Here is a 21,029-nt window from a genome sequence, read left to right on the forward strand (position 1 = left end):
CCTTATGGCGCTGACCTGCATTCATACGTCAACAGATATCGCTCGTTTCGCGATATCGCTATTAGACATCACGTGATCGCATCTGCTTTGCTCCTCACCTCCAGACCGATCCCATGACAGCGAGGACACACACGCATGCGACACCTCCGCACCCGGGCCGCGCTCCAGGCGGCCGCCGCCCTGACCGTCTCCCTCGTGGCGGGCGGCGCGCTCACCCCGGGCACGGCCTCGGCCTCCGCCGGCGTCAGCGTCACCGCCGCGCGGCACGACACGGCGCAGGCACAGGTCAAGAAGGAGCTGCGGGCGCTGGAGGCGTCCTTCAAGGGCCGCATCGGCGCCTACGCCATCGACACCGCGACGGGCAGGACCGTCGGATACCGCTCGGGTGAGCGGTTCCCGCTGCTGTCCACGTTCAAGGCGCCGCTCTGCGCCGCCGCCCTGCACAGGGCCCGCACCACCGAGCCCGGCCTGATGGAGAAGGTCGTCAAGTGGACGGCCGCCGACCTCAAGCCCAACTCGCCCACCACCGAGAAGCACGTCGAGGACGGCCTGAGCGTCGCCAAGCTGTGCGAGGCGACCATCACCGAGAGCGACAACACCGCCGCCAACATGATCCTCAAGCAGATCGGCGGGCCGGCGGGGCTGACGAAGTACTTCCGCTCGCTCAAGGACCCGATCTCCCGGCTCGACCGCTACGAGACCGAGCTGAACGACTGGACCGCCAAGGAGAAGCGCGACACCACCACGCCCGCGGCCATCGCCCGCGACCTGCGCCTGCTCACCGCGGGCAACGCGCTGCAGGCCAAGGACCGCGAGCAGCTCAACGCCTGGCTGATCGCGAACAAGACGGGCGACGCCCGCATCCGCGCCGGCCTGCCCAAGACGTGGAAGATCGGCGACAAGACGGGCACGAACGGCGAGATCGGCGGCGCCAACGACATCGCCGTCGTCTGGCCGTCCGGCGCGTCGAGCGCCCCGATCATCCTGGCCGTCTACACCCACCGCACGGTCGCCGCCGCCGACGACGCCGTCGTCGCCAAGACCGCCACGATCCTGGCCCGCGGGCTCGGCAGGCTCTGATGTCGCGTCGGGGGACGAACATCATGCGCCTGGCCGCCGCGGGCGCGGCGGCGGGGCTGGTGGTGGCCGCGATCGCGGTCCCGGCGGTGGGGGGCGCCGGGCTCGGCTTCGTGACGGCGGCGGGTGAGGTGAACCTCAAGCCGCTCGACCTGGCCGAGCCGCCACCGGCGGAGGTCACGATCGTGCGCGACGCCAAGGGCGGCGAGCTGGCCCGCTTCTACGAGGAGTACCGCGAGGTCGTCGGCTTCGACGAGATCTCCGAGACGATGAAGACGGCGATCGTGGCGATCGAGGACTTCCGCTTCTACGAGCACGGGGCGATCGACATCGAGGGCACGCTGCGCGCGCTGGCCACGAACCTGCAGTCGGGCCGGGTCAGCCAGGGCGGGTCCAGCATCACCCAGCAGTACGTCAAGCAGGTGCTGCTCAACTCGGCCGACACGCAGGCGGAGCGGAACGCGGCCGTGGAGGCGAGCTACGCGCGCAAGCTCAACGAGCTGCGGTACGCGATGGGCATCGAGGAGAAGTACACCAAGGACGAGATTCTCGCCAAATATCTGAACATCGCGTACTTCGGCGCCAGCGCTTACGGCGTGGAGGCGGCGGCCAGGCGCTTCTTCGGCGTCTCCGCGGCCGACCTGACGCTCCCCCAGGCCGCCACGCTGGCCGGCGCCGTCCAGGACCCGAACGCCACGGACCCGAACCTGGGCAAGCAGCAGCGCCGGCGCCTGCTCGACCGCCGCGACGTCGTCCTGGACCGGATGGCCGAGCTGGGCAAGATCACCGCCGCCGAGGCGGCCGAGGCCAAGGCCACCAAGCTCGGCTACAAGGGCACCCGCATCCCGGGCGGCTGCGAGAGCAGCAAGCACCCGTACTTCTGCCTCTACGTGCGCCACGAGATCCTCGGCAACCCGGACTTCGGCCGCACCGCCGAGGCCAGGCTCGCGATGCTCAACCGCGGCGGCCTGACCATCACCACCTCCCTCGACCCGGCCATGCAGGCCGCGGCCGACCGGGCGATCAAGCGGTACGTGCACCCCTCGGACGCCCCGGTCGCCGCCCAGGCCCTGGTCGAGCCGGGCACCGGCGAGATCAAGGCGATGGCGGCCAGCCGCCGTTACGGCACGAACGCCGCCAGGAACGAGATCTCCTACAACGTCGTGGCCAACACCGAGCACGGCGGCGGCATCGGCTTCCAGCCCGGCTCCACGTTCAAGACGTTCACCCTGATCACCGCCCTGCGGCAGGGCATGAAGCTGGGCGACGGCATCGCGGCGGGCGCGGGTTACCGGGCGCCCGCGTACTCCACGTTCAAGACCTGCAAGGGCCAGAACGTCGGCGACCCCACCCACACCGTCACCAACGACGAGGGCTCGCCCGGCTGGAAGACGCTCAGAACCGGCACGTGGGACTCGGTGAACACGTTCTTCATGGAGCTGGAGGAACGGGTCGGCCTGTGCGAGACCGTCCAGACGGCCAAGTCCCTCGGGATCCGGCGCGCGGACGGCAAGAAGCTGCAGGAGTACGAGACGTTCACGCTCGGCATCAACGAGTCCGACCCGGTGACGGTCGCCACCGCGTACGCGGCGATCGCCGCCCGCGGCCGGTACTGCGCCCCGCTGGCCATCACCCGCATCACCGACCGCGACGGCCGGACCACCCGCTACCGCCAGAAGTGCCACCAGTCCCTCGACCCGGCCATCGCCGACGCCACGGCCGAGGTCCTGTCGGGCGTCTTCACCGAGGGCACGATGAGCGGCGTCGGCGGCCTCGACCGCGACGCCGCCGGCAAGACGGGCACCACGGACGACTACGCCTCGGCCTGGTTCGCCGGCTTCACCCCCGACCTGGCGTCCGCCGTCAGCCTCGGCGACCCGCGCGGCTCCCAGCAGCACAAGCTGACGGGGGTCACCATCGGCGGGCGGTACTACGGGGCGGTCCAGGGGGCCAGCATCCCCGGGCCCATCTGGCGCGACACCATGGCGTCGGCGCTGCGCGGGGTGCCGGCCACGCCGTTCACGGCCATCGACGAGGGCCGGTTCGAGGGGTGCTCGGTCAGCTGCCGCCCGGCCGAGGGTCCACCGAAGGAGGACGAGGCGACTCCCGAGGTGACCCTGTCCCCCGAGTCCCCCGAGTCCCCGGATTACCCGGAGTCCCCGCAGTTCCCGGAGGACATCCTGGAGTAGCCGGATCGTGGACGGCCCGCGGTGGGCCGTCCACGGCCGCCGGCGCGTAGATGTAGCGATGTGCGTGCAGCAGGCTCCCGTCCGCCTGCGCGGCCACCCCGAACGGGTCCGCCGGGTGCTCGCCCAGCTCGACGGGCATCGCCTCGCGCACCCTGAGGAACCAGGTCATCCCGGCGATCGGCCTGGAACGCGGCTCGTCCCGCCTCGATGAGCTGGCCGAAGTCGTCGACGTGGTGGTCGGTGCGGGTGAGGATGGTGATCACGTCTCCAGATCCGGGGAAGGCTTCTTCGGGCGTCGCGACGCCGCTCTCGCCCGATCGTGCTGTGTCATCCACCACGTGGTCGTCCCTCCGTCTCCCATCCGGCGCAGGTGCTCCGGTTCGTCTCTCGCCGGCCGATGTACAAGAATGATCGGGTGACAGCCCAGGACGCCCAGGTCCACCACATGCCGGTCACCGCGTACCTCGCCAGATTCATCATGACCCTCCAGCTCGCATGGGCTTCGCGGGGATCGCCATCATGATCTACGTCTCCATCGGATCCGGCTCAGCCGCCCACCTGCTGCTCCCGCTCGCCGCCGCAGCCGTCACGGCGCTCCTGTGGCTCCTGGTCGCCCGCTGGCCGTCACGCCGCAGGCCGGTGCGCTGGGGAGCCATCGCCCTCCAGGCGGTCATCTGCGTCGGGGCCTCGCCGGGCCCCTGCTCGAAGGCGACACCGGCCCGACCGGCAGGCTCATCGCCGCCCTCGTCCCCCTGGCCACCATCCTCCTGCTCGCCACCCCGTCCGCGGGCCGCTGGTTCGACCGCTGACCGCCGTTCCCGCGCCCGCCGTGCGGGTAGCGCTCGCCCATGCGCGTCGTCACCCTCAACCTCTGGGCCCGCCACGGCTCCTACCCCAGGCGCAGGCAACTCCTGATCGACGGGTTGCGCGACCTGGACCCCGACCTCGTCGCCTTCCAGGAGTCCGTCGTGACGGACGACCACGATCAGGTCGTCGATCTCCTGGGCCCCGCCTACCACGTCGTCCACCAGGAACGCGGCGAAGCCGACGGCACCCGGGCCTCGATCGCCAGCCGCTGGCCCCCGCACGACGTCCGGCAGGCCAGGCTGGACGTCACCGCCCGGGTGGATCCGTCGGAGTTCGCCGGGTGGGTCGGGCTCACGGAGGTGCACGTCCCCGAGCTGCGGCCGGCGCCCCTGCTGTTCGTCAACCACAAGCCCTCCTTCCGTCTCGGCCACGAGTACGAGCGCGAGCTGCAGGCCGTACGGGCGGCCAGGCTGATCGAGGAGGCCGTCGGGGGCCGGGACGACGTGCACGTGGTGGTGGCCGGGGACTTCGACGCGCCGCCCGAGTCCGCCGGCGTCCGGTTCTGGAGCGGGCTGCAGTCCCTGGAGGGGATGAGCGTGGCCTATCGCGACGTGTGGCGGTGGGCGCACCCGAACGCGCCCGGGCACACGTTCACGCCGGTCAATCCACTGGTGACGAGCGGGAACTGGCCGCTGGAGACGGGCCGGCGCATCGACTACCTGTTTGTACGGTGCCACGGCAACGGGCCGACGCTGCGGCTGGTGGACTGCCGGCAGATCTTCGACCGGCCGGTGGACGGCGTCTGGGCCGGCGACCACTTCGGCCTCGTCGCGGACTTCGCGGCGCTGCCGTAGCGGCGTCCGGGCCGGCGATCACCTCGGCCTCGTCGCGGACTTCGCGGCGCTGCCGTAGCGGCGTCCGGGCCGGCGATCACCTCGGCCCCGTCGCGGACCTCGCGGCGCTGCCGTGGTCAGCCCAGGCCGGCGGCGCGCAGCAACCGCAGCTGCCCGATCTCGGTGACGTTCTTCATCAGCTCGGCGTTCACCCAGGCGAGCATGTGCGCGACGGTCTGCCCGGACTCCTCCGGCCACGGGAACGACGCCACGGCCTCCAGGTCGGCATCGGTCAGCCGCCCCAGCAGCCCCAGCCACTCCTCCCGCAGCCCTCGCAACCACGCCACGGCGCTCTCCCCGTCACCCGGCCACCTCACCTCGGCCCTCTCACGCGGCACCCGCCCCTGGACGTGATCGATGCTCACGCTCCACCACCAGCCGATGTGCCAGCTCACCCAGGCGATCGTGGGCACGGGCACGGGATCGGGCTCGCTCTCCGCCCAGTCCGGCTCCCACCTGCCCTCGGCGTCACGGCGCACGGTCCAGCAGTGCGGCGCGGGCTCCCACAGGAAGTCGCCGGGCTCCAGCCGCTCCAGGTGATACTCGAACAACGACCAGGTGAACTCGAACTGCCACCGCAGCAGCTCACTTCGCGATCCAGACATCGGCCGATGCTCGCACGCCCGGCCCCCGTCCGTAAAACGGTTTAGGGGCGTACCTCAGAACTCGTCGTGACCCGCGACCTGAGCGATGGAGAAGACGTGCCGGCTCGCGGCGCAGATCGTCTCCAGCACGTGCACGGGCACGTCCTCGGTGGAGTAGCTCGCCCGCAGCACCTGCACGACCCACTCCCCCGGATCCAGCTCCAGCGTCTCCCGCTCGAACCCCGTCGGTGGCCGCGCCGTCAGCGTCTCCTCCGCCCGGCCGAACGCGTGGCCGAGGGCGACGAGCGCGGACTGGAGCGACGGCCGCACGAACTCCGGCTCGGCGAGCCTGGTGCCGCCGAAGAGGTCGGCCCGGAAGTAGCTGGTGGCGACGCGCACGGGGACGTCGTTCGCGGTCATCATCTTGCGCCGCGCCACGACGTCCGTGCCCGGCTCGACCCGCAGGCAGGCCGCCACCTGGTCACCGGCCGGTTCCAGCCCGACGTACAACATCCGGCGGCCCGCCTTCAGCCCCTGGCGCTGCGCCTCCGACAGGAACAGCGACGCCGAGCCCCGCACGGCGGGCTCCGTCGGCAACGCCCGCCGCACCAGGACACGCGGCACGCCGCCGGCCCGCTCCCCGGACGCTCGTCCTGCGGGGTCGCCGCCCTGGACGTCTTCCCTGCTCGGCGCCTCGTCGCCCATGCGGATGTCGCCTCCTGTCGGATCCGGCACGATGAGGCACTCTAGTGCCCTGTCATGACGCACCTGTGCGTACCCTCGGGCATTCGGGGCGTGTCAGCCCGTACGTCGCGCGACGGTGAGCACCGCCGACCAGTGGCGGGTGAGCCGGCCGTCCGGGCGTTCGGCGAGGAGGCGGCGGATCTCGCGGTAGAGGCGCGCGTTCCTGGCCCGATCCATGGCGATATGGCCGGAGAACGTGTCCAGCAGCGCGATGTACTCGTCGGCCGTGTAACGCAGCGCCCACACGTACAGCTTCGTCCCGATCACCGTGAAGTGCCCGGAGTCCTCGATCTCGGCGGCGTCGTAGGACGGCCTCGCAATCGGCGTGGCGTTCCAGCGCCGCCTGGGCGAGCCGGCCGCGCCTCACACAGCAGATCGCTGATCGGCCGGCCGAGCACCCGCGCGATTTCGCGGGACAGGCGTCACCGTTTCACCTCGATGAGGGTTGGGGACAGGCCCAGCATGGCCTCTGACCTGGGGCCGAACTGTGCGCGCGATGATCCATGGTGGGCGAGGGGGCGACGTCATGCGCGGGTGGGGGGCGATGGTGCGTGACCTGGCGGTGCGCACGCCGGACAGTCGCGAGCGCGACGTCGACATGTGGCGCGCGCTGGCCATCTGCCTGGTGGTGCTCGGGCACTGGTTCGTCGTCGCCGTGACCTACCGGGACGGCGAGCTGTCCGGGTACAACGCGCTGGACGTTCTCACCTGGATCGATCCGGTCACCTGGTTGTTCCAGGTGATGCCGATCTTCTTCCTGGTCGGCGGCTTCGCCGGCGGCGCCTCGATGGCCTCGCACCGCGCTTCCGGAGGTGACGGCATCGGCTGGGTGCTGAGGCGAACCGACCGGCTGCTTCGGCCCACAACTGCGCTGTTCCTGGTGCTGCCGCTGGTGTCGGTGGCCGCGGTCGCAGCCGGGATGAACGCCGAGCTGGTCGGTCACGCAGCGTGGCTGGCCTCCATCCCGCTGTGGTTCCTGCTGGCCTACCTCGTCCTGGTGGTGTTCACGCCGTGGCTGCACAGGCTGCACCGCCGCGCGGGGCTCGCCGTCCCTGCGGTGATGGTGGTCATCGTCGCGGTCGCCGACCTGCTGCGGCGGGGCCTGCACGTGCCGGTCGTCGGTCTGAGCACCTACGTGTTCGCCTGGCTGGCGATCTACCAGCTCGGGTTCTGCTGGCGGGACGGGCTCCTGCGGCTGAGCCCTGGACGGGCGCTCGCGGTCGCGGCCGGCGGTCTGGCCGCCCTGATCGGGCTGACGGTGCTGGGCCCCTATCCGGTCGGCATGGTCGGCTACAACACGACGCCGCCGAGCCTGGCTCTGATGGCGCTCGCCGTCACGCAGATCGGATTGGTGCTCGCCCTTCAGCCCGCGGCCAACCGATGGCTGCGCCGGATCGGCCCGTGGAGCGCGGTCGTCGCGACCAACGCGGTCATCCTGACCGTGTTTCTCTGGCACATGGCAGCGGCGGCGATCGCGGCCGCCGTGCTGTTCCCGACCGGTCTCATGCCGCAGCCCCCGCTGCGTTCCACGGCGTGGTTGCTGTGGCGAGTGCCATGGCTGGTGTCCTGCGCCGTGGTCCTGGCCGTTCTGGTCGCGCTCTTCGCACGCATCGAACTGCGCAGGTCGACGGCGCGTTCCTCCGAGCGCGGCCTGTGGCGCGATGGCGCGACCGTGCTCGGATCGGCCGCCGTGCTGGCCGGGCTACTCGTCGTCGCCGTGTCCGGCCCCGGCTACCACGGGCCCACGGGTCTCCCATGGGCCGGGGTGCTCTCGTATCTGTGCGGTGCCGCTGTGCTGCGCGTGGCGCGAACCAGACCTGTCCGGTCGGCCGCCGGCCGCTGAACGCCCTCACCAGCGCAGCATGGCAGCCACTCCGCCCGCCTCGGCGAGCTCCTCCGCCGCACCGGTCTCCAGCATGGTGACCTCGCCTCCATGCTCGAAGGTGAGCTCGATCATCTCCTCCTCCAGCTCCTCCGGGGCGACGCCCATGGGCTCGGCGTCCCGCGGGCCCGCCTCGTCGAGCAGGAGGTGCTCGACCCGGCCCTGGCGCAGGAGGGAGAGAATGTCGTCGAGGCCGACCGCGCCGTTGCCGCCCGACAGGGCCAGGTCCCGGGCGCGCACGGCCAGGGCGGCGTCGTGCCTGGCCCGCGCCTCGTCGAGAGCCGGGCGGACGAACTCCAGCACCTCCGACGGCGACAGGGCGTGATCGAGCACGGCGTCCATGGGGATGATCTCCGGGCCGGCCGGCAGCGTCTCGCTCAGCACCGAGGTGTCGCGGGGGTCGCCCACCAGCAGCAGCGTCTCCCAGCCCAGCCGCTGGGCCTGGCCCGCCACGTGCGGGGCCGCCTCGCGCAGGTACTTGGTCAGGTGCTCCTCGATGCGCTGGTCGAAGCGGTCGGGGTGGATGCCGCGCCGGGAGAGGCTGGGCAGCGTCACCGGCCCCTTCTCGGGCGCGTCCGCGGTCGCCAGCTTGAAGCTGACCGGCTCCAGCTCGTCGGCCAGGCCGTATCGGCAGTCGAACAGCCGTACGCCGTCACGCCCCACCCTGGCGACCCCGGCGGGCCTGTCGGCCTGTACGGCGGCGACGAGCGGCAGCAGATAGGCGTGCTCCCTGAGGGTGGCGAGGTGACCCACCGGGAGCTGAAGCCACTCGGTGCGTACCTCGTCGCCGGCCACCTGCGCGAACAGGGCACGCCCGAGACCCGGACCGGCCGGGTCGAGCAGTTCGTCGATCCGCGGCTCCAGCAGGTCGAGGCGGAGGCCCACGAGCCTCGCCCGCTCCTGGTCGGGGCCCGCGGCCAGCTCCTGGCGCAACGCGGCGATCTCGTTACGCAGCCGGGCCCGCCCGGCCTGCGTGCCGGGCTCCATCGTGGTGTAGAGCGACAGCACACCGATCTCGTCGCCGAAGGCCGCCAGCTCGCGTAGATCTGTCTGGTCGAACACCATGTCGCGCTCACCTCCATGGGCAGGGGCCCTTGCGTGGGCCCCAGCGGTGGGGGTGACTTCATTTTATCCGAGCCACCCATCGTCCCTGGTCAACGGCTTTCAGGGGGCCTCAGTCCCGCTTCGCCCGGCTGGCCGGCGAGGATCACGCTGATCGTCATGCACCGGGCCGCCCAGTCGTACAGCCTTCACGTTTGTGCTCACTGACCTGGGGAAACAACACCATCGGCTGCCCATCGCCGCCCTTCACGCGGCGCCCGGTGCCGCACTCCGCCCGGTTTCCTTTCCTCACAGGGAGATGGACGATGCGTGTCCACACGAACCCGGCCCCGGTGACCGTTGCTCCGGACACCCAGCTCGCCGACGTGGTGTTCGCCGACGACCGCGCGAACGGCGACATCATTCTGTTCCAGCGCCGGACGGCCGGCGGCTGGCGCCCGGTGACGGCCAGGCAGTTCGCGGCCGACGTCCGCAGCCTGGCGGCAGGCTTCCTCGCCGCCGGGATCCAGCCAGGCGATCGGGTCGCGCTGCTGGCGGCCACCAGCTACGAGTGGACGCTGCTGGATTACGCCCTGTGGACGGTGGCGGCGCTGCCGGTCCCCATCTATGAGACCTCCTCTGCCGAGCAGGTCCGCTGGGTACTGGAGGACGCCGGCCCGGTCGCCGTGGTGGTCGAGCACGACTCGCATCGCCGCCTGGTCGAGGACGTGGCCGAGGGCTTGTCCAGGCCGCCGCGGGTGTGGCAGATCGACGGCGGCGGGCTGGACCGGCTCCGCGAGGACGGGCGAGACGTGGACGACGCTCAGCTGCGGGAGCGCCGCCGGGCGGTGTCGGCCGACGACCTGGCGACGATCATCTACACCTCGGGCACCACCGGCCGTCCGAAGGGCTGCATGCTGAGTCATGGCAACCTGCTGCACGAGGCTCGCGTCGCGATCGACAGCCTGGAGCAGATCTTCGGCCGGCATGCCTCGACGCTGCTGTTCCTTCCTCTGGCGCACGTGTTCGCGCGGGTGATCCAGGTGGCCTGCGTGGAGCGGGGTGTGTGCCTGGCGCACAACGCCGACCGCGCCAGGCTGACCGAGGACCTGGCCGCCCTGAGACCGTCGTTCCTGCTGGCGGTGCCCAGGGTTTTCGAGCGGGTCCACAACACTGCTCAGCAGCGGGCCCGGGCGCAGGGCAGGGGCAGGATCTTCGACTGGGCCGAGCGCACCGCCGTGGCCTACAGCCAGGCGCTGGACGACGGGCGGCCAGGCTGGCGCCTGCGCCTGGCACACCGTCTGGCCGATCGGCTGGTGTACCGGCGGCTGCGGGCCGCGCTCGGCGGCCGGGTCCGCTACGCCATCTCCGGCGGAGCACCGCTGGGCACCCGGCTGGGCCACTTCTTCCGTGGGATCGGCATCACCGTGCTGGAAGGCTACGGGCTGACCGAGACCAGCGCCGCCGCGACCGTGAACCTGCCCCACGCGCTGAAGATCGGCACGGTGGGGCCGCCCCTGCCCGGGGTCGGCGTCCGGATCGCCGACGACGGCGAGATCCTCGTCAAGGGCCCGATCGTGTTCCAGGGCTACTGGCGCAACGAGCAGGTGACCAGGCAGAGCCTGACCGCTGACGGCTGGCTGCGCACCGGCGACGTCGGCGCCCTGGACGAGAACGGGTTCCTGACGATCTCGGGCCGCAAGAAGGAGATCATCGTCACCGCCGGCGGCAAGAACCTCGCCCCGGAGCCGCTGGAGGACCACCTGCGCACCCATCCGCTCATCAGCCAGGCGGTCGTCGTCGGTGACCGGCGGCCGTACACCGCCGCGCTGATCACCCTGGACGCCGGCGCGCTGACGTCCTGGAAGCGGGCCAACGGCAAGCCCGAGCAGGCCGGCCCGGCCGACCTCCGCGACGACCCGGATCTGCTGGCCACGCTGCAGGCGGCCGTGGACGCGGCCAACACGAGCGTGAGCCGGGCCGAGTCGATCCGCCGGTTCCGCATCCTTCCGGGGGACCTGACCGAGCAGAACGGATATCTGACCCCGACCCTGAAGGTCAAGCGCGCCCTGATCCACAAGGACTTCGCGGCCGACATCGAGGAGCTGTACCGCTGAGCGGCGGACGATCGGCACTCGACCGGCTGGTCTCAGCCACGCCGGAGTCCCGCGACCGCGTGGTTGACGCCGCCCGGGCGCTGTGCATCGTGGTCGTCACCCTCTGGCACTGGACCTTGTCCGTAACCCACCGCACCGCCGACGGCAGCCTGTCCATGCCCAACCCGATCCACGCCGTACCCGGCGGCTGGCTGGCCACCTGGGTGCTGCAGATCATGCCGGTGTTCTTCCTGGTCGGCGGGTACGCCAACCTGGTCGGCTGGCAGCGGGCTCAGGCGCGCGGGACCACCGCCGGCCGGTTCGTCCTGGACCGGCTGCGCCGGCTGCTCTGGCCGACAGCGGCCTGGGCCCTGATCTGGCTCGCCGGCGAGCTGGTCGCGGCTGCCCTGCCCGGCACGCACCGATGGATGTGGGAGTGGTTCCCCGGCTACCTGACGCCGCTGTGGTTCCTGGGCGTGTACGGCCTGCTGATCGCCGTGGTGCCGATCACCACGAGCCTGCACGCCCGCTACGGAGCCTGGGTCCTGGTAGCGCTCGTGCTGCTGATCGCCCTCGGCAGCGTGGCGCACCGCGGCGCCGGCCTGGCCTGGGCAGGTTGGGTGACCGCCGCCCTCGTGTGGCTGTTCTGCCACCAGCTCGGCTACGCCTGGCGCGGCTGGGAGCTGGGGCACCGGCCGCTGGCGCAACGGCTGGCTGTCGCCGGGGCCGGGCTGATCGCGCTGGTCGGGCTGACGGCGGGAGCGGGCTACCCCGCCTCGATGGTGGCCACCGCCGGCGTCGAATCCAACATCTTCCCGACGAACGCCGCCATCGCCGCCCTGGCCGTCTTCCAGCTCGGGCTGCTGATCCTGGTCACCCCGGCCGCCGGGCGCCTGCTGCGCCGGCCGGCTGCCTGGAAGCCGGTGGTGGCACTCAACGTGGCCGCGTTGACCATCTTCCTCTGGCACATGACCGCTTACCTGGTGGTGCTGTGGGGCTATGAAGGGCTCGGCGGCACGCTGCCGGCCCGGCCGACCGCCGGCTGGTGGGCCCAGCGCTGGCTGTGGTTGCTGGCCCCGTCGGTCGTGATGGCCGTCCTGGTCGTCCTGTTCGTCCGAGTCGAGCTGGCCGCCCGCCGGCCCCGGAGACAGGCGCGTCGCTGATCTCGGGCACGAAGCCCTGGCGCCCCTCGTCCAGGCATGCGTCTGGCGGACGATGTCCGTGAGGATTTGCACCGCACTTTACGCCCGGCGCGGCGTCCGCCCTTCAAGCGCGGGTAGGTCGTGATCAGATACGTACCGGACCGGGGGCAGAGGGAAATCAGGTGTGATGTCGCTGGTTGTCCGGGGAATCTTCTGGGTCGGGGTCTACCTGGCCGTGGCCGTCGCTCCCCTGGTGTTCGCGCTGCTCGGCGAGGCCCCGCCCGGGCGTGGGTTCCTCGTCGACTTCTCGGTGGCCCTCGGATTCGTCGGGCTGTCGATGATGGGGCTGCAATTCGCCCTCGTCGCGCGTTTCCGGTCAGTCGCCGCCCCCTTCGGCGAAGACGCGGTGGTGCAATTCCACCGGCAGATCGCCTACGTCGCGACTCTGTTCATCCTGGCTCACCCGGTGCTCCTGCTGATCCAGAACAGCAGCCTGATCGCCCTGTTCAACCCGGTCACGGCGCCCTGGCGGGCCCGCTTCGCGGTCGTCTCCACCCTGTGCGTGCTGACTGTCATGGTCACCTCCGTCTGGCGGCGGCAGGTGCGCATGCGTTATGAGGTGTGGCAGGGCCTGCACATGCTGCTGTCCATCGCCTCCGTGCTGTTCGCACTCGCGCACGTCGAGCTGGTCGGCTACTACGTCGACACGCCGTGGAAGCGGGTGCTGTGGGCGATCATGACGGCTGCGTTCGTCGGACTGATCGTGTGGGTACGCCTCGTCCGCCCGCTTCGCCGGCTTCGCCGGCCCTGGGAGGTCGAGGAGGTCACCGCCGAGCCGGGCGCCACCACGACGATCACCTTGCGCCCGGTCGGGCACGAAGGGTTCAGGTTCGAGCCCGGACAGTTCGCGTGGATCACGGTGGAACGCTCTCCCTTCGCCCTCACCCAGCACCCCTTCTCCTTCTCCTCCAGCGCGGAGGCCGACGGCAGGGTGCAGCTGAGCATCAAGGCGCTCGGCGACTTCACCACCAGCATGGCCGGACTGCGGCCCGGCACCCGCGCCTACCTGGACGGCCCCCACGGCGTGTTCACCCCCGACCGCAACGAAGGGCCGGGCTTCGTGCTGATCGCCGGCGGAATCGGCATCACGCCCATGATGAGCATGCTGCGCACCTTCGCCGACCGGGGGGACCGGCGGCCGTGCCACCTGTTCTACGGCGTCACCACCCTCCAGGACGCGACCTTGCTGGAAGAGATCCGGCAGCTGGAACGGCGGCTCAACCTCACCCTGGTGCCCGTCGTCCAGGACCCGCCCGCGGACTGGACAGGTGAACGAGGCCTCATCGACAAGGACCTGCTCACCCGGCGGCTCCCCGGGCTGCCCGACCGCCACCGGCGGATGCAGTACTTCATCTGCGGGCCGCCACCGATGCTCGATGCCATGGAGTCCGGCCTCGCCGAACTCGGCGTGCCGGTAGCGCACATCCACACCGAACGATTCGTCTTCGTCTGATCGGGAGCACGCCGATGCGTCACCTCTACACCACGCGCGCTGTCTTCCTCATCACCCTCCTGCTCGTCCTCGCCTCGGCGGCCTTCGCGGTGGTGACGAACGCATGACCGTCCCGGGAGGGGGCCGGTGTGCTTGATCTCCATCCCCTCCTTCCGCGCGAAGCCCTTTTCGGGGCGGGCTCCCGACGGCCCGCCCCGGCGCTGGGCAACGGGTGGGTGGCAAGGGGCCGGCCTACAGCTTGGAGAAGCAGGGCCCGTCGAAGGTGTAGCCCTGCGCGGTAGGCCCGGTGAAGAAGTCCTTCACGATGGTCACCCCCGTCGTAGCCTTGTCATCCACCTTGTTGATCAGGGTCTGCCGGAACACCGCCGAAGCGTCCGCGAAGTTCCCCGCCTCCGCCGGCAGCATCCCCTCATAGTCCACCGTCTTCAGCGTCTTCACCGCCGCCAGCAGCCCGCTCCTGCTCACGTTCCCGCCGGCCACCATCGCGTCCAGCGCCGCCTTCATCGGGTACGCCCACGCCCACCCCGAGGTGTACCCGTCGTTGGGCGTGACGCCCGGCAGCGCGTCCCGCATCGCCTTGTGCCCGGGGGTGTCGGCGTCCCAGGGCTTGCCGGGGGCCGACTGCTCGTACAGGGCCTTGAGCGCGGGGGCGGCGGGGGACTGGAGCAGGGCGGGGTTCCACGTCGGGCCGGTGCCGATGAAGCGGCCCTTGTAGCCGGCGGCGGCCGACTGGCCGACGATGGTGGCGGCGTCCGCGGGGCCGGTGGTCAGGACGACCAGGTCGGGCTTGTTCTTGGTGATCTCGGTGATGGCGCGGCCCTGCTCGGTGGCGCCCGTCGGGGTCTCGACGTTGGTGAAGGTCAGGCCGCTGCGTTCGGCGGCGGCCTTGGCGCCGGCCGCGGCGTCCGCGCCGTAGTCGCCGGCCAGGTGGACGGCCATGACCGACTTCACCTTGTACGTCTCCACCGCGTAGTCGACGGAGTTCATCGCCTCCACGCAGTAGTTGGACCCGGTCTCGATGATGACGTCCTCGAACTCCCAGGCCGAGGTCCACGACGCGGGCGCCGAGACGATGTTGTTGGCCTTGAGGTCGCCGATGATCGCGGCGGTCGTGGGCGAGCCGAGGGTCTGGGCGAGGCCGAGCACCTCGTCCTTGATCTCGTTGTAGACCTGCCGGTGCACCTCGGGGTTGTACTTGTTGTCCTTGACGTACTTGGTGACGTCCACCTCGTACTTGCCGCCGATGCCGCCCGCCTTGTTGACGCGGGCCCAGAAGGCCTTCTGGGCGTCGGTGATGGGGACGGCGAGCGCGGCGAAGGGGCCGGAGGTGAGGTCGGAGATCGTGCCGAGGTAGATGCAGCCCTTGTTGCTGTCCACCGCGGAGGGGCAGGGCTCGGTGGTGACACCCGGCGCCGCGACGGCGCCGCCCTGAGTGCCCTGGTCGTCCCCCCGGAAGACGCCGCACGCGGACAGAAGGGCCGCTATGGCGACAACAGTGACTGCATAGCGACTCTTCATGGAGAACCCCTCCTAGAGCGAGCTAGTACGAGAAAGGCCAGGACTTCCAGTAGTTGCGGACCCGGACCCACAGGCCGAACAGGCCCCGTGGCTCGAAGATGAGGAACAGCACGATCAGCAGCCCGTACAGCACGGTCTCGACCTGGAACACGTTCGGCGTCTGCGTGGTGTCGCCGCTGATGAACGGCACCAGCGCCGGCAACGACCTGGTCACCGGCTGCAGCAGCGAGATGAACAGCGCCCCCGCGATCGCCCCCGACACCGTGGCCACCCCGCCGATCAGCACCATCGCGATGAACTGCACCGACAGCAGCAGGTTGAACGACGACGGCTCGACGTACCCGGAGATCGTGAACAGCAGCCCGCCCGCGCACCCCGCGTAGAAGGAGGAGATGCCGAAGGCGAGCACCTTGTAGCGGGCCAGCGGCACCCCGATGACGGCGGCGGCGATGTCGCGGTCGCGGATGGCGGCGAAGGCGCGGCCGATGCGGGAGCGGGCCAGGTTACGGGCGGCCACGGCGAAGACGAGGAGCAGCGTCAGCATGAGCGTGTAGAGGAGCTGCTCCTTGGTGCCGAGCGGCCCGTCCTGGTCCAGCCGCACGCCGAAGAGCTGCGGGATCGCGGCCTCCCTGCCCACGCCCGGCCCGCCGGTCAGCTCCTGCCACTCCTTGAAGATGTGCTCGCCCAGGAAGACCAGCCCGAGCGTGACGACGGCCAGGTAGAGCCCGCGCAGCCGGGTGGCCAGCGGCGCGACCAGCACCCCGGCCGCTGCGGCGACGAGGCCGGCGGCGGGCAGCCAGATCCACAGCTCGGCGACGCCGTAGCCGATGTTCTCGCCGTCGGGCGGGCCTGACAGGGCTGCGGCCGTGTACGCGCCGATCGCGACGAAGAACGCGTGCCCGAGCGAGACCTGCCCGGCGTACCCGGTGACGATGTTCAGCCCGATCGCCCCGATGCCCAGCACGTACGCCGCCGCCAGCACCTCCAGCGACCGGTCCTGCAGCAGCACCGCCAGCGCGAACGCGACGACCACCAGCAGCCCCGTCGAGACCCGCTTGGCGGGGGTGTCGAGCAGCGCCATGTCCTGGGCATAGGAGGTGTAGAGCAGGGGCCGCCCGCGCACCCTCCTGGCCCGCCCGGCCGGGAGGTCGGGGGGAGCGGCGGCGGAGGTGCGCGTCTCGGTCATACCCGCTCGACCTCCCGCGTCCCGAACAGCCCGTACGGCCGCACCATCAGCACGATCAGCATGACCACGTACGGCGACACGACCGCGAAGTTCTGCCCCAGCCACGGCGCGAACTCCCCCTGGTACGACTGGAACAACGACTCCACCACGCCCACGATCAGCCCGCCCGCCACGGCCCCGCCCAGCGAGTCGAGCCCGCCCACGATGATCGCGGGCAGCGCCTTCAGCGCGACCACCCAGGTGAGCTGCTCGATCCCCTGCCCGGTGCCGACGAACATGCCGGCGATCGCCGCCAGGAACCCGGCCAGCCCCCACGACAGCGCGAACACCGCCCCCACGGACACCCCCTGGGCCAGCGCGATCTCCTGGTCGAAGGCCGCCGCCCGCATGGCCAGCCCGTAGCGCGTGTAGCGGAAGAACGCGAACAGCAGCGCCACCAGCACGGCCGTGACCAGCATCATGGCCAGCCAGCGCGACTGCACGACCAGCGGCCCGAGCGAGACCTGGGTGAACCCCCACGGGTCCCCCACCTGCCGCACGTCCCGTCCGATGAAGCCGTTCACGATCACCCGCAGCACCACGTCGATGCCGAGCGTGATGATCGCCACGACGAAGACCGGGCGGCCCACCATCGGCCTGATCGACACCCGCTCGACGACCAGCGCCACGCCCGCGATGAGCAGCGCGGCCAGCAGCACGGCCGGGTAGAAGCCGGTCAGGGCGGCCAGGTAGCTGACCGCGACTCCGCCGGCCAGCATGAGGGCGGGCTGGGCGAAGCTGATCACTCGCGTGGCCTTGTAGATGATCACGAAGCCGAGGGCGAGCAGCGCGTACACCGAGCCGTTGCCCAGTCCCCTGATCACCGACTCCAGCAGCCCCTTCACCGGCTGTACATCCCCTCGACCAGGTCCTCGAAGAGCTTGGCGATGGCCGAGCGCTTGACCTTCTGGGTGGCGGTCAGCTCGCCGTCCTCGTGGTCGAGCTCCTTGGGCAGGAACGCGAACCGCTTGATCCGCTCCACGTACGCGAACCGCTCGTTCACCTCGTTCACGATCCCCTGGACCAGCTCGCGCACCTCAGCCTTGCCCGAAAGGTCGCGGTAGGTGGTGTACGGCAGGCCGCGCCGCCGCGCCCACTCCCCCACGGTGTCCAGCTCGATCCCGATCAACGCCACCAGGTACGGCCGCTGGTCCCCGATGACCACGGCCTCCTTCAGGTAGGGGGACGCCTTCAGCGCGTTCTCGATCTCGCTGGGCGCGACGTTCTTGCCGCCGGCCGTGATGATGATGTCCTTCATCCGGTCGGTGATCCGCACGTGCGTGCCCTCGACCCACTCGCCCACGTCGCCGGTGTGCAGCCAGCCGTCCTCGTCCAGCACGTCGGCGGTGGCGCGCGGGTTGCGCCAGTAACCGGCGAAGTTCCCCGGGTGCCTGGTCAGGATCTCGCCGGTGACCTCGTCGATCTTCAGCTCGACGCCGTGGTGCGGCTCGCCGACCGTGCCCAGGCGCACCCGTCCGGGGCGGTTGGCGGTGGCGATGGCGGTGTTCTCGCTCATGCCGTACACCTCGTGCATGGGCACGCCGATCCCCATGTAGAACTTGAGCACGTCCGGCGCGATCGGCGCGGCGCCGGAGGCGGCGTAGCGGACCCGCCGCATGCCGAGCCGCTCGCGCAGCGAGCGGTAGCAGAACACCCAGCCCATCGCGTACGCCGCCCGCGTCCAGGCCGTGTGCCGGCCCCCGGTGCGCACCAGCGCGTCGCCGACCCGGTCGGCCACCCGCAGCCAGAACCTGCTGAACGCGCGCTTGACCGGCGAGGCCGACTCCAGCTTGATGTTGACCTGCGCGAGCACCTTCTCCCAGATGCGCGGCACCCCGAACAGGATCGTCGGCTGCACCTCCCGCAGGTTGGCCTGCACGGTGTCGATGGACTCGGCGAAGTTCACCTGCACCCCGGCCGCCGAGTTGAACCACACGGTGAACGCCCGCTCCGCCACGTGGCACAGCGGCAGGTACGACAGCGCGAGATCGTGCTCCGACGGCGGCGGGGAGGTGAAGCCGCCGCCCACGACCAGCGTGCGCAGCGCGAACTCGACGTTGGCGACGGTGAGCATGACGCCCTTGGGCGGCCCGGTGGTGCCGGAGGTGTAGATGAGCGTCATCACGTCGGCGGGCTCGGCCTCGGCCATGCGCCGTTCCACGGCGCCGGGGTGCGCGGCGCGGTGCTCGGCGCCCAGCGCGAGCAGCTCGGGCCAGGACATCAGCACGTCGTCGTCGTAGCGGCCGCGGATGCCACGCGGCTCCAGGTAGACGATGCGCCGCAGCTCGGGGCAGCCGTCGATGACGGACAGCGCCTTGTCCACCTGTTCCTGGTCCTCGGCCACGAGGATCTTCGCACCGGAGTCGGCCAGCAGGTAGGCGACCTCGGCGGGCGGGTTCGTCGGGTACAGCCCGACCGTGATGGCGCGCGCGGCGACCGTGCCGAGGTCGGTGTAGAGCCACTCCGGGCGGTTCTCCGCGTGCACGGCCACCCGGTCGCCCGGCTCGACGCCGAGCGCGAGCAGCGCGTGCGCGACCAGCTCGACCTGCGTCCAGTACGCGGCCCAGGTGACCTCCTGCCAGATGCCGAAGTCCTTGTGCCGCATGGCGACGCCCTCGGGAGCGCTCCTGGCGCGCTCGCGCACCCGCGTGACGATGGTGGCGGTCCTCGACGCGACACCCACACTCATGCCGTTCCTCCCAGGTACGCCTCGATGACCGCGGGATCCTGCTGCACCTCGGCCGGGTTCCCCAGGGCGACCGGGCGGCCGAAGTCGAGCACCAGCACCCGGTCGGCCAGGTCCATGACCAGCGCCATGTCGTGATCGACGAGCACGACGGGGATGCCCAGCTCGTCGCGGATGTCCAGCACGAACCTGGCCATGTCCTCGGTCTCCTCCAGGTTCATGCCGGCCACGGGCTCGTCCAGCAGGAGCAGCCGGGGCTCCATGGCCAGCGCCCGGCCCAGCTCGACCCGCTTCTGGATCCCGTACGGCAGCAGCCGCACGGGATGGCGGCGCCAGGCCTCCAGCTCCAGGAAGTCGATGATGTCCTCGACCTTGGCGCGGGCGGCCAGCTCGGCCCGCCTGGCGCGGCCGTACCAGGCGAGCGCGGACAGCGCCCCGTAGCGGAAGTGGTGGTGGCGGCCGAGCATGAGGTTGTCCAGGACGGTCAGGTTGTGGAACAGCTCCACGTTCTGGAACGTCCGTGCCAGGCCCATGGCGGCGATCTCGTGCGGGCGGCGGGCCAGCAGGTCCTCGCCGAGGAAGGTGACGCGCCCGCGCTGCGGCCGGTAGACGCCGGACAGCACGTTGAAGATCGAGGTCTTGCCGGCGCCGTTCGGGCCGATGACGGCCAGCAGCTCCGCCTGCCCCACCTCGAAGGAGACGCCGTCGACGGCCTTGACCCCGGCGAAGCTCAGGTGCACGTCCTCGAACGTCAGGAGAGCCATCTTTTTCTCCGCTTGTAGTGCTTGACCTCGCGGAAGGACCGGACGGCCCCCAGGTAGAACTCCTTGATGTCCTCGTCGGCCAGCAGCTCGCCCGACGGCTTGTCCATCACGATCTTCCCGGTCTCCATGACGTAGCCGTGCGAGGCGATGGACAGCGCCATCGTGGCGTTCTGCTCGACCAGCAGGACGGTGGTGCCCTGGCGGTTGATCTCCACGATGAGGTCGCGCACCTGGCGGACCAGCGACGGCGCCAGGCCCAGGCTGGGCTCGTCCAGCAGCAGGTACCTGGGGCCGGCCATGAGGGCCCGGCCGACGGCCAGCATCTGCTGCTCGCCGCCCGACAGGTAGCCCGAGACGCTCCTGCGCCGCTCCCGCAGCACGGGGAACAGGCCGTAGACGCGGTCCAGGTGGGACTCGGCGGCGGTGTGGCCGCCGACCCTGAGGTTCTCCTCGACGGTCAGCTCCGACAGGATGCGCCGGCCCTCCATCACCTGGCTGACGCCGCGCCGGACGATCTGGGCGGGCCGCAGGTGCTGGATGGGCTCGCCCTCCAGCGTGACCTCGCCCTTGGTGATCTCGCCGTCGTGCACGTCGAGCAGCCCCGACAGGGCCCGCAGCAGGGTGGTCTTGCCCGCGCCGTTCGCGCCGAGCAGCGCCACGATCGAGCCGGGCGGGACGCGGAGGCTCACGCCGCGCAGCACGAGCATCACGTCGTCGTAGACGACCTCGAGGTTGCGTACCTCAAGCACGCGCGGCTCCCCGGGATTGTGTGGCCTGTGTCACTCCCCCCGATGAGGCCAATGTCCACGCTTGCTCAGCGACCGACAAGAGGTCCGGCCGAAATTCGACCCGCACGGTGCGCCTAGGA

18 protein-coding genes are annotated in these 21,029 nt (G+C 71.0%); 8 read left to right on the plus strand and 10 right to left on the minus strand.

What is annotated here, in order from left to right:
- Positions 1-135: 135 nt before the first annotated feature.
- The 4 genes from bla (at position 136) to LCN96_RS40465 (ending at position 4,927) form a co-directional block, all read left to right on the plus strand.
- On the plus strand, positions 136-1,080 hold the full coding sequence (bla, locus tag LCN96_RS40450; RefSeq protein ID WP_225267692.1) for a class A beta-lactamase: 945 nt from the start codon (positions 136-138) through the stop codon (positions 1,078-1,080).
- Positions 1,080-3,266 carry a transglycosylase domain-containing protein gene (locus tag LCN96_RS40455; protein WP_225267693.1) on the plus strand — a complete coding sequence of 729 codons (2,187 nt, stop codon included), beginning with the start codon at positions 1,080-1,082 and terminating at the stop codon, positions 3,264-3,266. Before bla ends, LCN96_RS40455 begins: the two co-directional genes overlap by 1 nt.
- Before the next feature lie 599 nt (positions 3,267-3,865).
- Entirely contained in the window at positions 3,866-4,075 is a 210-nt protein-coding gene (locus LCN96_RS40460) for a hypothetical protein (protein WP_225267694.1), read from the plus strand.
- A 39-nt stretch (positions 4,076-4,114) separates the two neighbouring features.
- Positions 4,115-4,927, plus strand: coding sequence for an endonuclease/exonuclease/phosphatase family protein (locus tag LCN96_RS40465; RefSeq protein ID WP_225267695.1), 813 nt, complete (start codon positions 4,115-4,117; stop codon positions 4,925-4,927).
- 116 nt (positions 4,928-5,043) lie between these two features.
- On the opposite strand, the gene LCN96_RS40470 is transcribed toward LCN96_RS40465, so the two are convergent.
- From LCN96_RS40470 to LCN96_RS40480, 3 genes are all read right to left on the minus strand, one after another.
- Positions 5,044-5,571, minus strand: coding sequence for a DinB family protein (locus tag LCN96_RS40470; RefSeq protein WP_225267696.1), 528 nt, complete (start codon positions 5,569-5,571; stop codon positions 5,044-5,046).
- A 54-nt stretch (positions 5,572-5,625) separates the two neighbouring features.
- Positions 5,626-6,285: a GntR family transcriptional regulator gene (locus LCN96_RS40475; protein WP_225267697.1), complete on the minus strand. Its 660-nt coding sequence runs from the start codon at positions 6,283-6,285 to the stop codon at positions 5,626-5,628.
- 63 nt (positions 6,286-6,348) lie between these two features.
- Complete coding sequence (locus tag LCN96_RS40480) at positions 6,349-6,561, minus strand: hypothetical protein (protein WP_225267698.1); 213 nt, start codon at positions 6,559-6,561, stop codon at positions 6,349-6,351.
- A gap of 259 nt (positions 6,562-6,820) precedes the next feature.
- On the opposite strand from LCN96_RS40480, the gene LCN96_RS40485 reads away from it, so the two are divergent.
- Positions 6,821-8,137, plus strand: coding sequence for an acyltransferase family protein (locus LCN96_RS40485; RefSeq protein ID WP_225267699.1), 1,317 nt, complete (start codon positions 6,821-6,823; stop codon positions 8,135-8,137).
- 6 nt (positions 8,138-8,143) lie between these two features.
- Here the strand turns inward: LCN96_RS40485 and LCN96_RS40490 are convergent, their stop codons facing one another.
- Positions 8,144-9,241, minus strand: coding sequence for a VLRF1 family aeRF1-type release factor (locus LCN96_RS40490; protein WP_225267700.1), 1,098 nt, complete (start codon positions 9,239-9,241; stop codon positions 8,144-8,146).
- A 302-nt stretch (positions 9,242-9,543) separates the two neighbouring features.
- Between LCN96_RS40490 and LCN96_RS40495 the strand changes: the two genes are divergently transcribed.
- The 3 genes from LCN96_RS40495 (at position 9,544) to LCN96_RS40505 (ending at position 13,968) form a co-directional block, all read left to right on the plus strand.
- Entirely contained in the window at positions 9,544-11,334 is a 1,791-nt protein-coding gene (locus tag LCN96_RS40495) for an AMP-dependent synthetase/ligase (protein WP_225267701.1), read from the plus strand.
- A gap of 59 nt (positions 11,335-11,393) precedes the next feature.
- Positions 11,394-12,476 (plus strand): acyltransferase family protein, encoded by a 1,083-nt coding sequence (locus LCN96_RS40500; RefSeq protein WP_225267702.1) that lies wholly within the window; start codon positions 11,394-11,396, stop codon positions 12,474-12,476.
- Positions 12,477-12,642: 166 nt separating this feature from the next.
- Positions 12,643-13,968 carry a ferredoxin reductase family protein gene (locus LCN96_RS40505; protein WP_225267703.1) on the plus strand — a complete coding sequence of 442 codons (1,326 nt, stop codon included), beginning with the start codon at positions 12,643-12,645 and terminating at the stop codon, positions 13,966-13,968.
- 231 nt (positions 13,969-14,199) lie between these two features.
- Here LCN96_RS40505 and LCN96_RS40510 read toward each other — a convergent pair whose 3' ends face one another.
- From LCN96_RS40510 to LCN96_RS40535, 6 genes are read right to left on the minus strand one after another with little or no spacing between them, the layout of a single operon-like run.
- A complete protein-coding gene (locus tag LCN96_RS40510) occupies positions 14,200-15,486 on the minus strand; it encodes an ABC transporter substrate-binding protein (protein ID WP_225267704.1) in 1,287 nt (428 codons plus the stop codon).
- 22 nt (positions 15,487-15,508) lie between these two features.
- On the minus strand, positions 15,509-16,672 hold the full coding sequence (locus tag LCN96_RS40515; protein WP_225267705.1) for a branched-chain amino acid ABC transporter permease: 1,164 nt from the start codon (positions 16,670-16,672) through the stop codon (positions 15,509-15,511).
- Complete coding sequence (locus tag LCN96_RS40520; protein ID WP_225267706.1) at positions 16,669-17,556, minus strand: branched-chain amino acid ABC transporter permease; 888 nt, start codon at positions 17,554-17,556, stop codon at positions 16,669-16,671. The genes LCN96_RS40515 and LCN96_RS40520 overlap by 4 nt, the downstream gene beginning before the upstream one ends.
- Positions 17,553-19,400, minus strand: a complete 1,848-nt coding sequence (locus tag LCN96_RS40525) for an AMP-dependent synthetase/ligase (RefSeq protein ID WP_225267707.1) — start codon at positions 19,398-19,400, stop codon at positions 17,553-17,555. The genes LCN96_RS40520 and LCN96_RS40525 overlap by 4 nt, the downstream gene beginning before the upstream one ends.
- A complete protein-coding gene (locus LCN96_RS40530) occupies positions 19,397-20,161 on the minus strand; it encodes an ABC transporter ATP-binding protein (RefSeq protein ID WP_225267708.1) in 765 nt (254 codons plus the stop codon). The genes LCN96_RS40525 and LCN96_RS40530 overlap by 4 nt, the downstream gene beginning before the upstream one ends.
- A complete protein-coding gene (locus LCN96_RS40535; RefSeq protein WP_225267709.1) occupies positions 20,149-20,910 on the minus strand; it encodes an ABC transporter ATP-binding protein in 762 nt (253 codons plus the stop codon). The genes LCN96_RS40530 and LCN96_RS40535 overlap by 13 nt, the downstream gene beginning before the upstream one ends.
- Between the last annotated feature and the right edge of the window lie 119 nt (positions 20,911-21,029).

It is taken from the genome of Nonomuraea gerenzanensis, assembly GCF_020215645.1.
Taxonomy (GTDB): domain Bacteria; phylum Actinomycetota; class Actinomycetes; order Streptosporangiales; family Streptosporangiaceae; genus Nonomuraea; species Nonomuraea gerenzanensis.

Bases quoted from the DNA above. Each gene is read 5' to 3' on its own strand.
- bla (WP_225267692.1), top strand. From the start codon at position 136: ATGCGACACCTCCGCACCCGGGCCGCGCTCCAGGCGGCCGCCGCCCTG.
- LCN96_RS40455 (WP_225267693.1), top strand. From the start codon at position 1,080: ATGTCGCGTCGGGGGACGAACATCATGCGCCTGGCCGCCGCGGGCGCG.
- LCN96_RS40465 (WP_225267695.1), top strand. From the start codon at position 4,115: ATGCGCGTCGTCACCCTCAACCTCTGGGCCCGCCACGGCTCCTACCCC.
- LCN96_RS40470 (WP_225267696.1), bottom strand. From the start codon at position 5,571: ATGTCTGGATCGCGAAGTGAGCTGCTGCGGTGGCAGTTCGAGTTCACC.
- LCN96_RS40485 (WP_225267699.1), top strand. From the start codon at position 6,821: ATGCGCGGGTGGGGGGCGATGGTGCGTGACCTGGCGGTGCGCACGCCG.
- LCN96_RS40490 (WP_225267700.1), bottom strand. From the start codon at position 9,241: ATGGTGTTCGACCAGACAGATCTACGCGAGCTGGCGGCCTTCGGCGAC.
- LCN96_RS40495 (WP_225267701.1), top strand. From the start codon at position 9,544: ATGCGTGTCCACACGAACCCGGCCCCGGTGACCGTTGCTCCGGACACC.
- LCN96_RS40505 (WP_225267703.1), top strand. From the start codon at position 12,643: ATGTCGCTGGTTGTCCGGGGAATCTTCTGGGTCGGGGTCTACCTGGCC.
- LCN96_RS40510 (WP_225267704.1), bottom strand. From the start codon at position 15,486: ATGAAGAGTCGCTATGCAGTCACTGTTGTCGCCATAGCGGCCCTTCTG.
- LCN96_RS40515 (WP_225267705.1), bottom strand. From the start codon at position 16,672: ATGACCGAGACGCGCACCTCCGCCGCCGCTCCCCCCGACCTCCCGGCC.
- LCN96_RS40525 (WP_225267707.1), bottom strand. From the start codon at position 19,400: ATGAGTGTGGGTGTCGCGTCGAGGACCGCCACCATCGTCACGCGGGTG.
- LCN96_RS40530 (WP_225267708.1), bottom strand. From the start codon at position 20,161: ATGGCTCTCCTGACGTTCGAGGACGTGCACCTGAGCTTCGCCGGGGTC.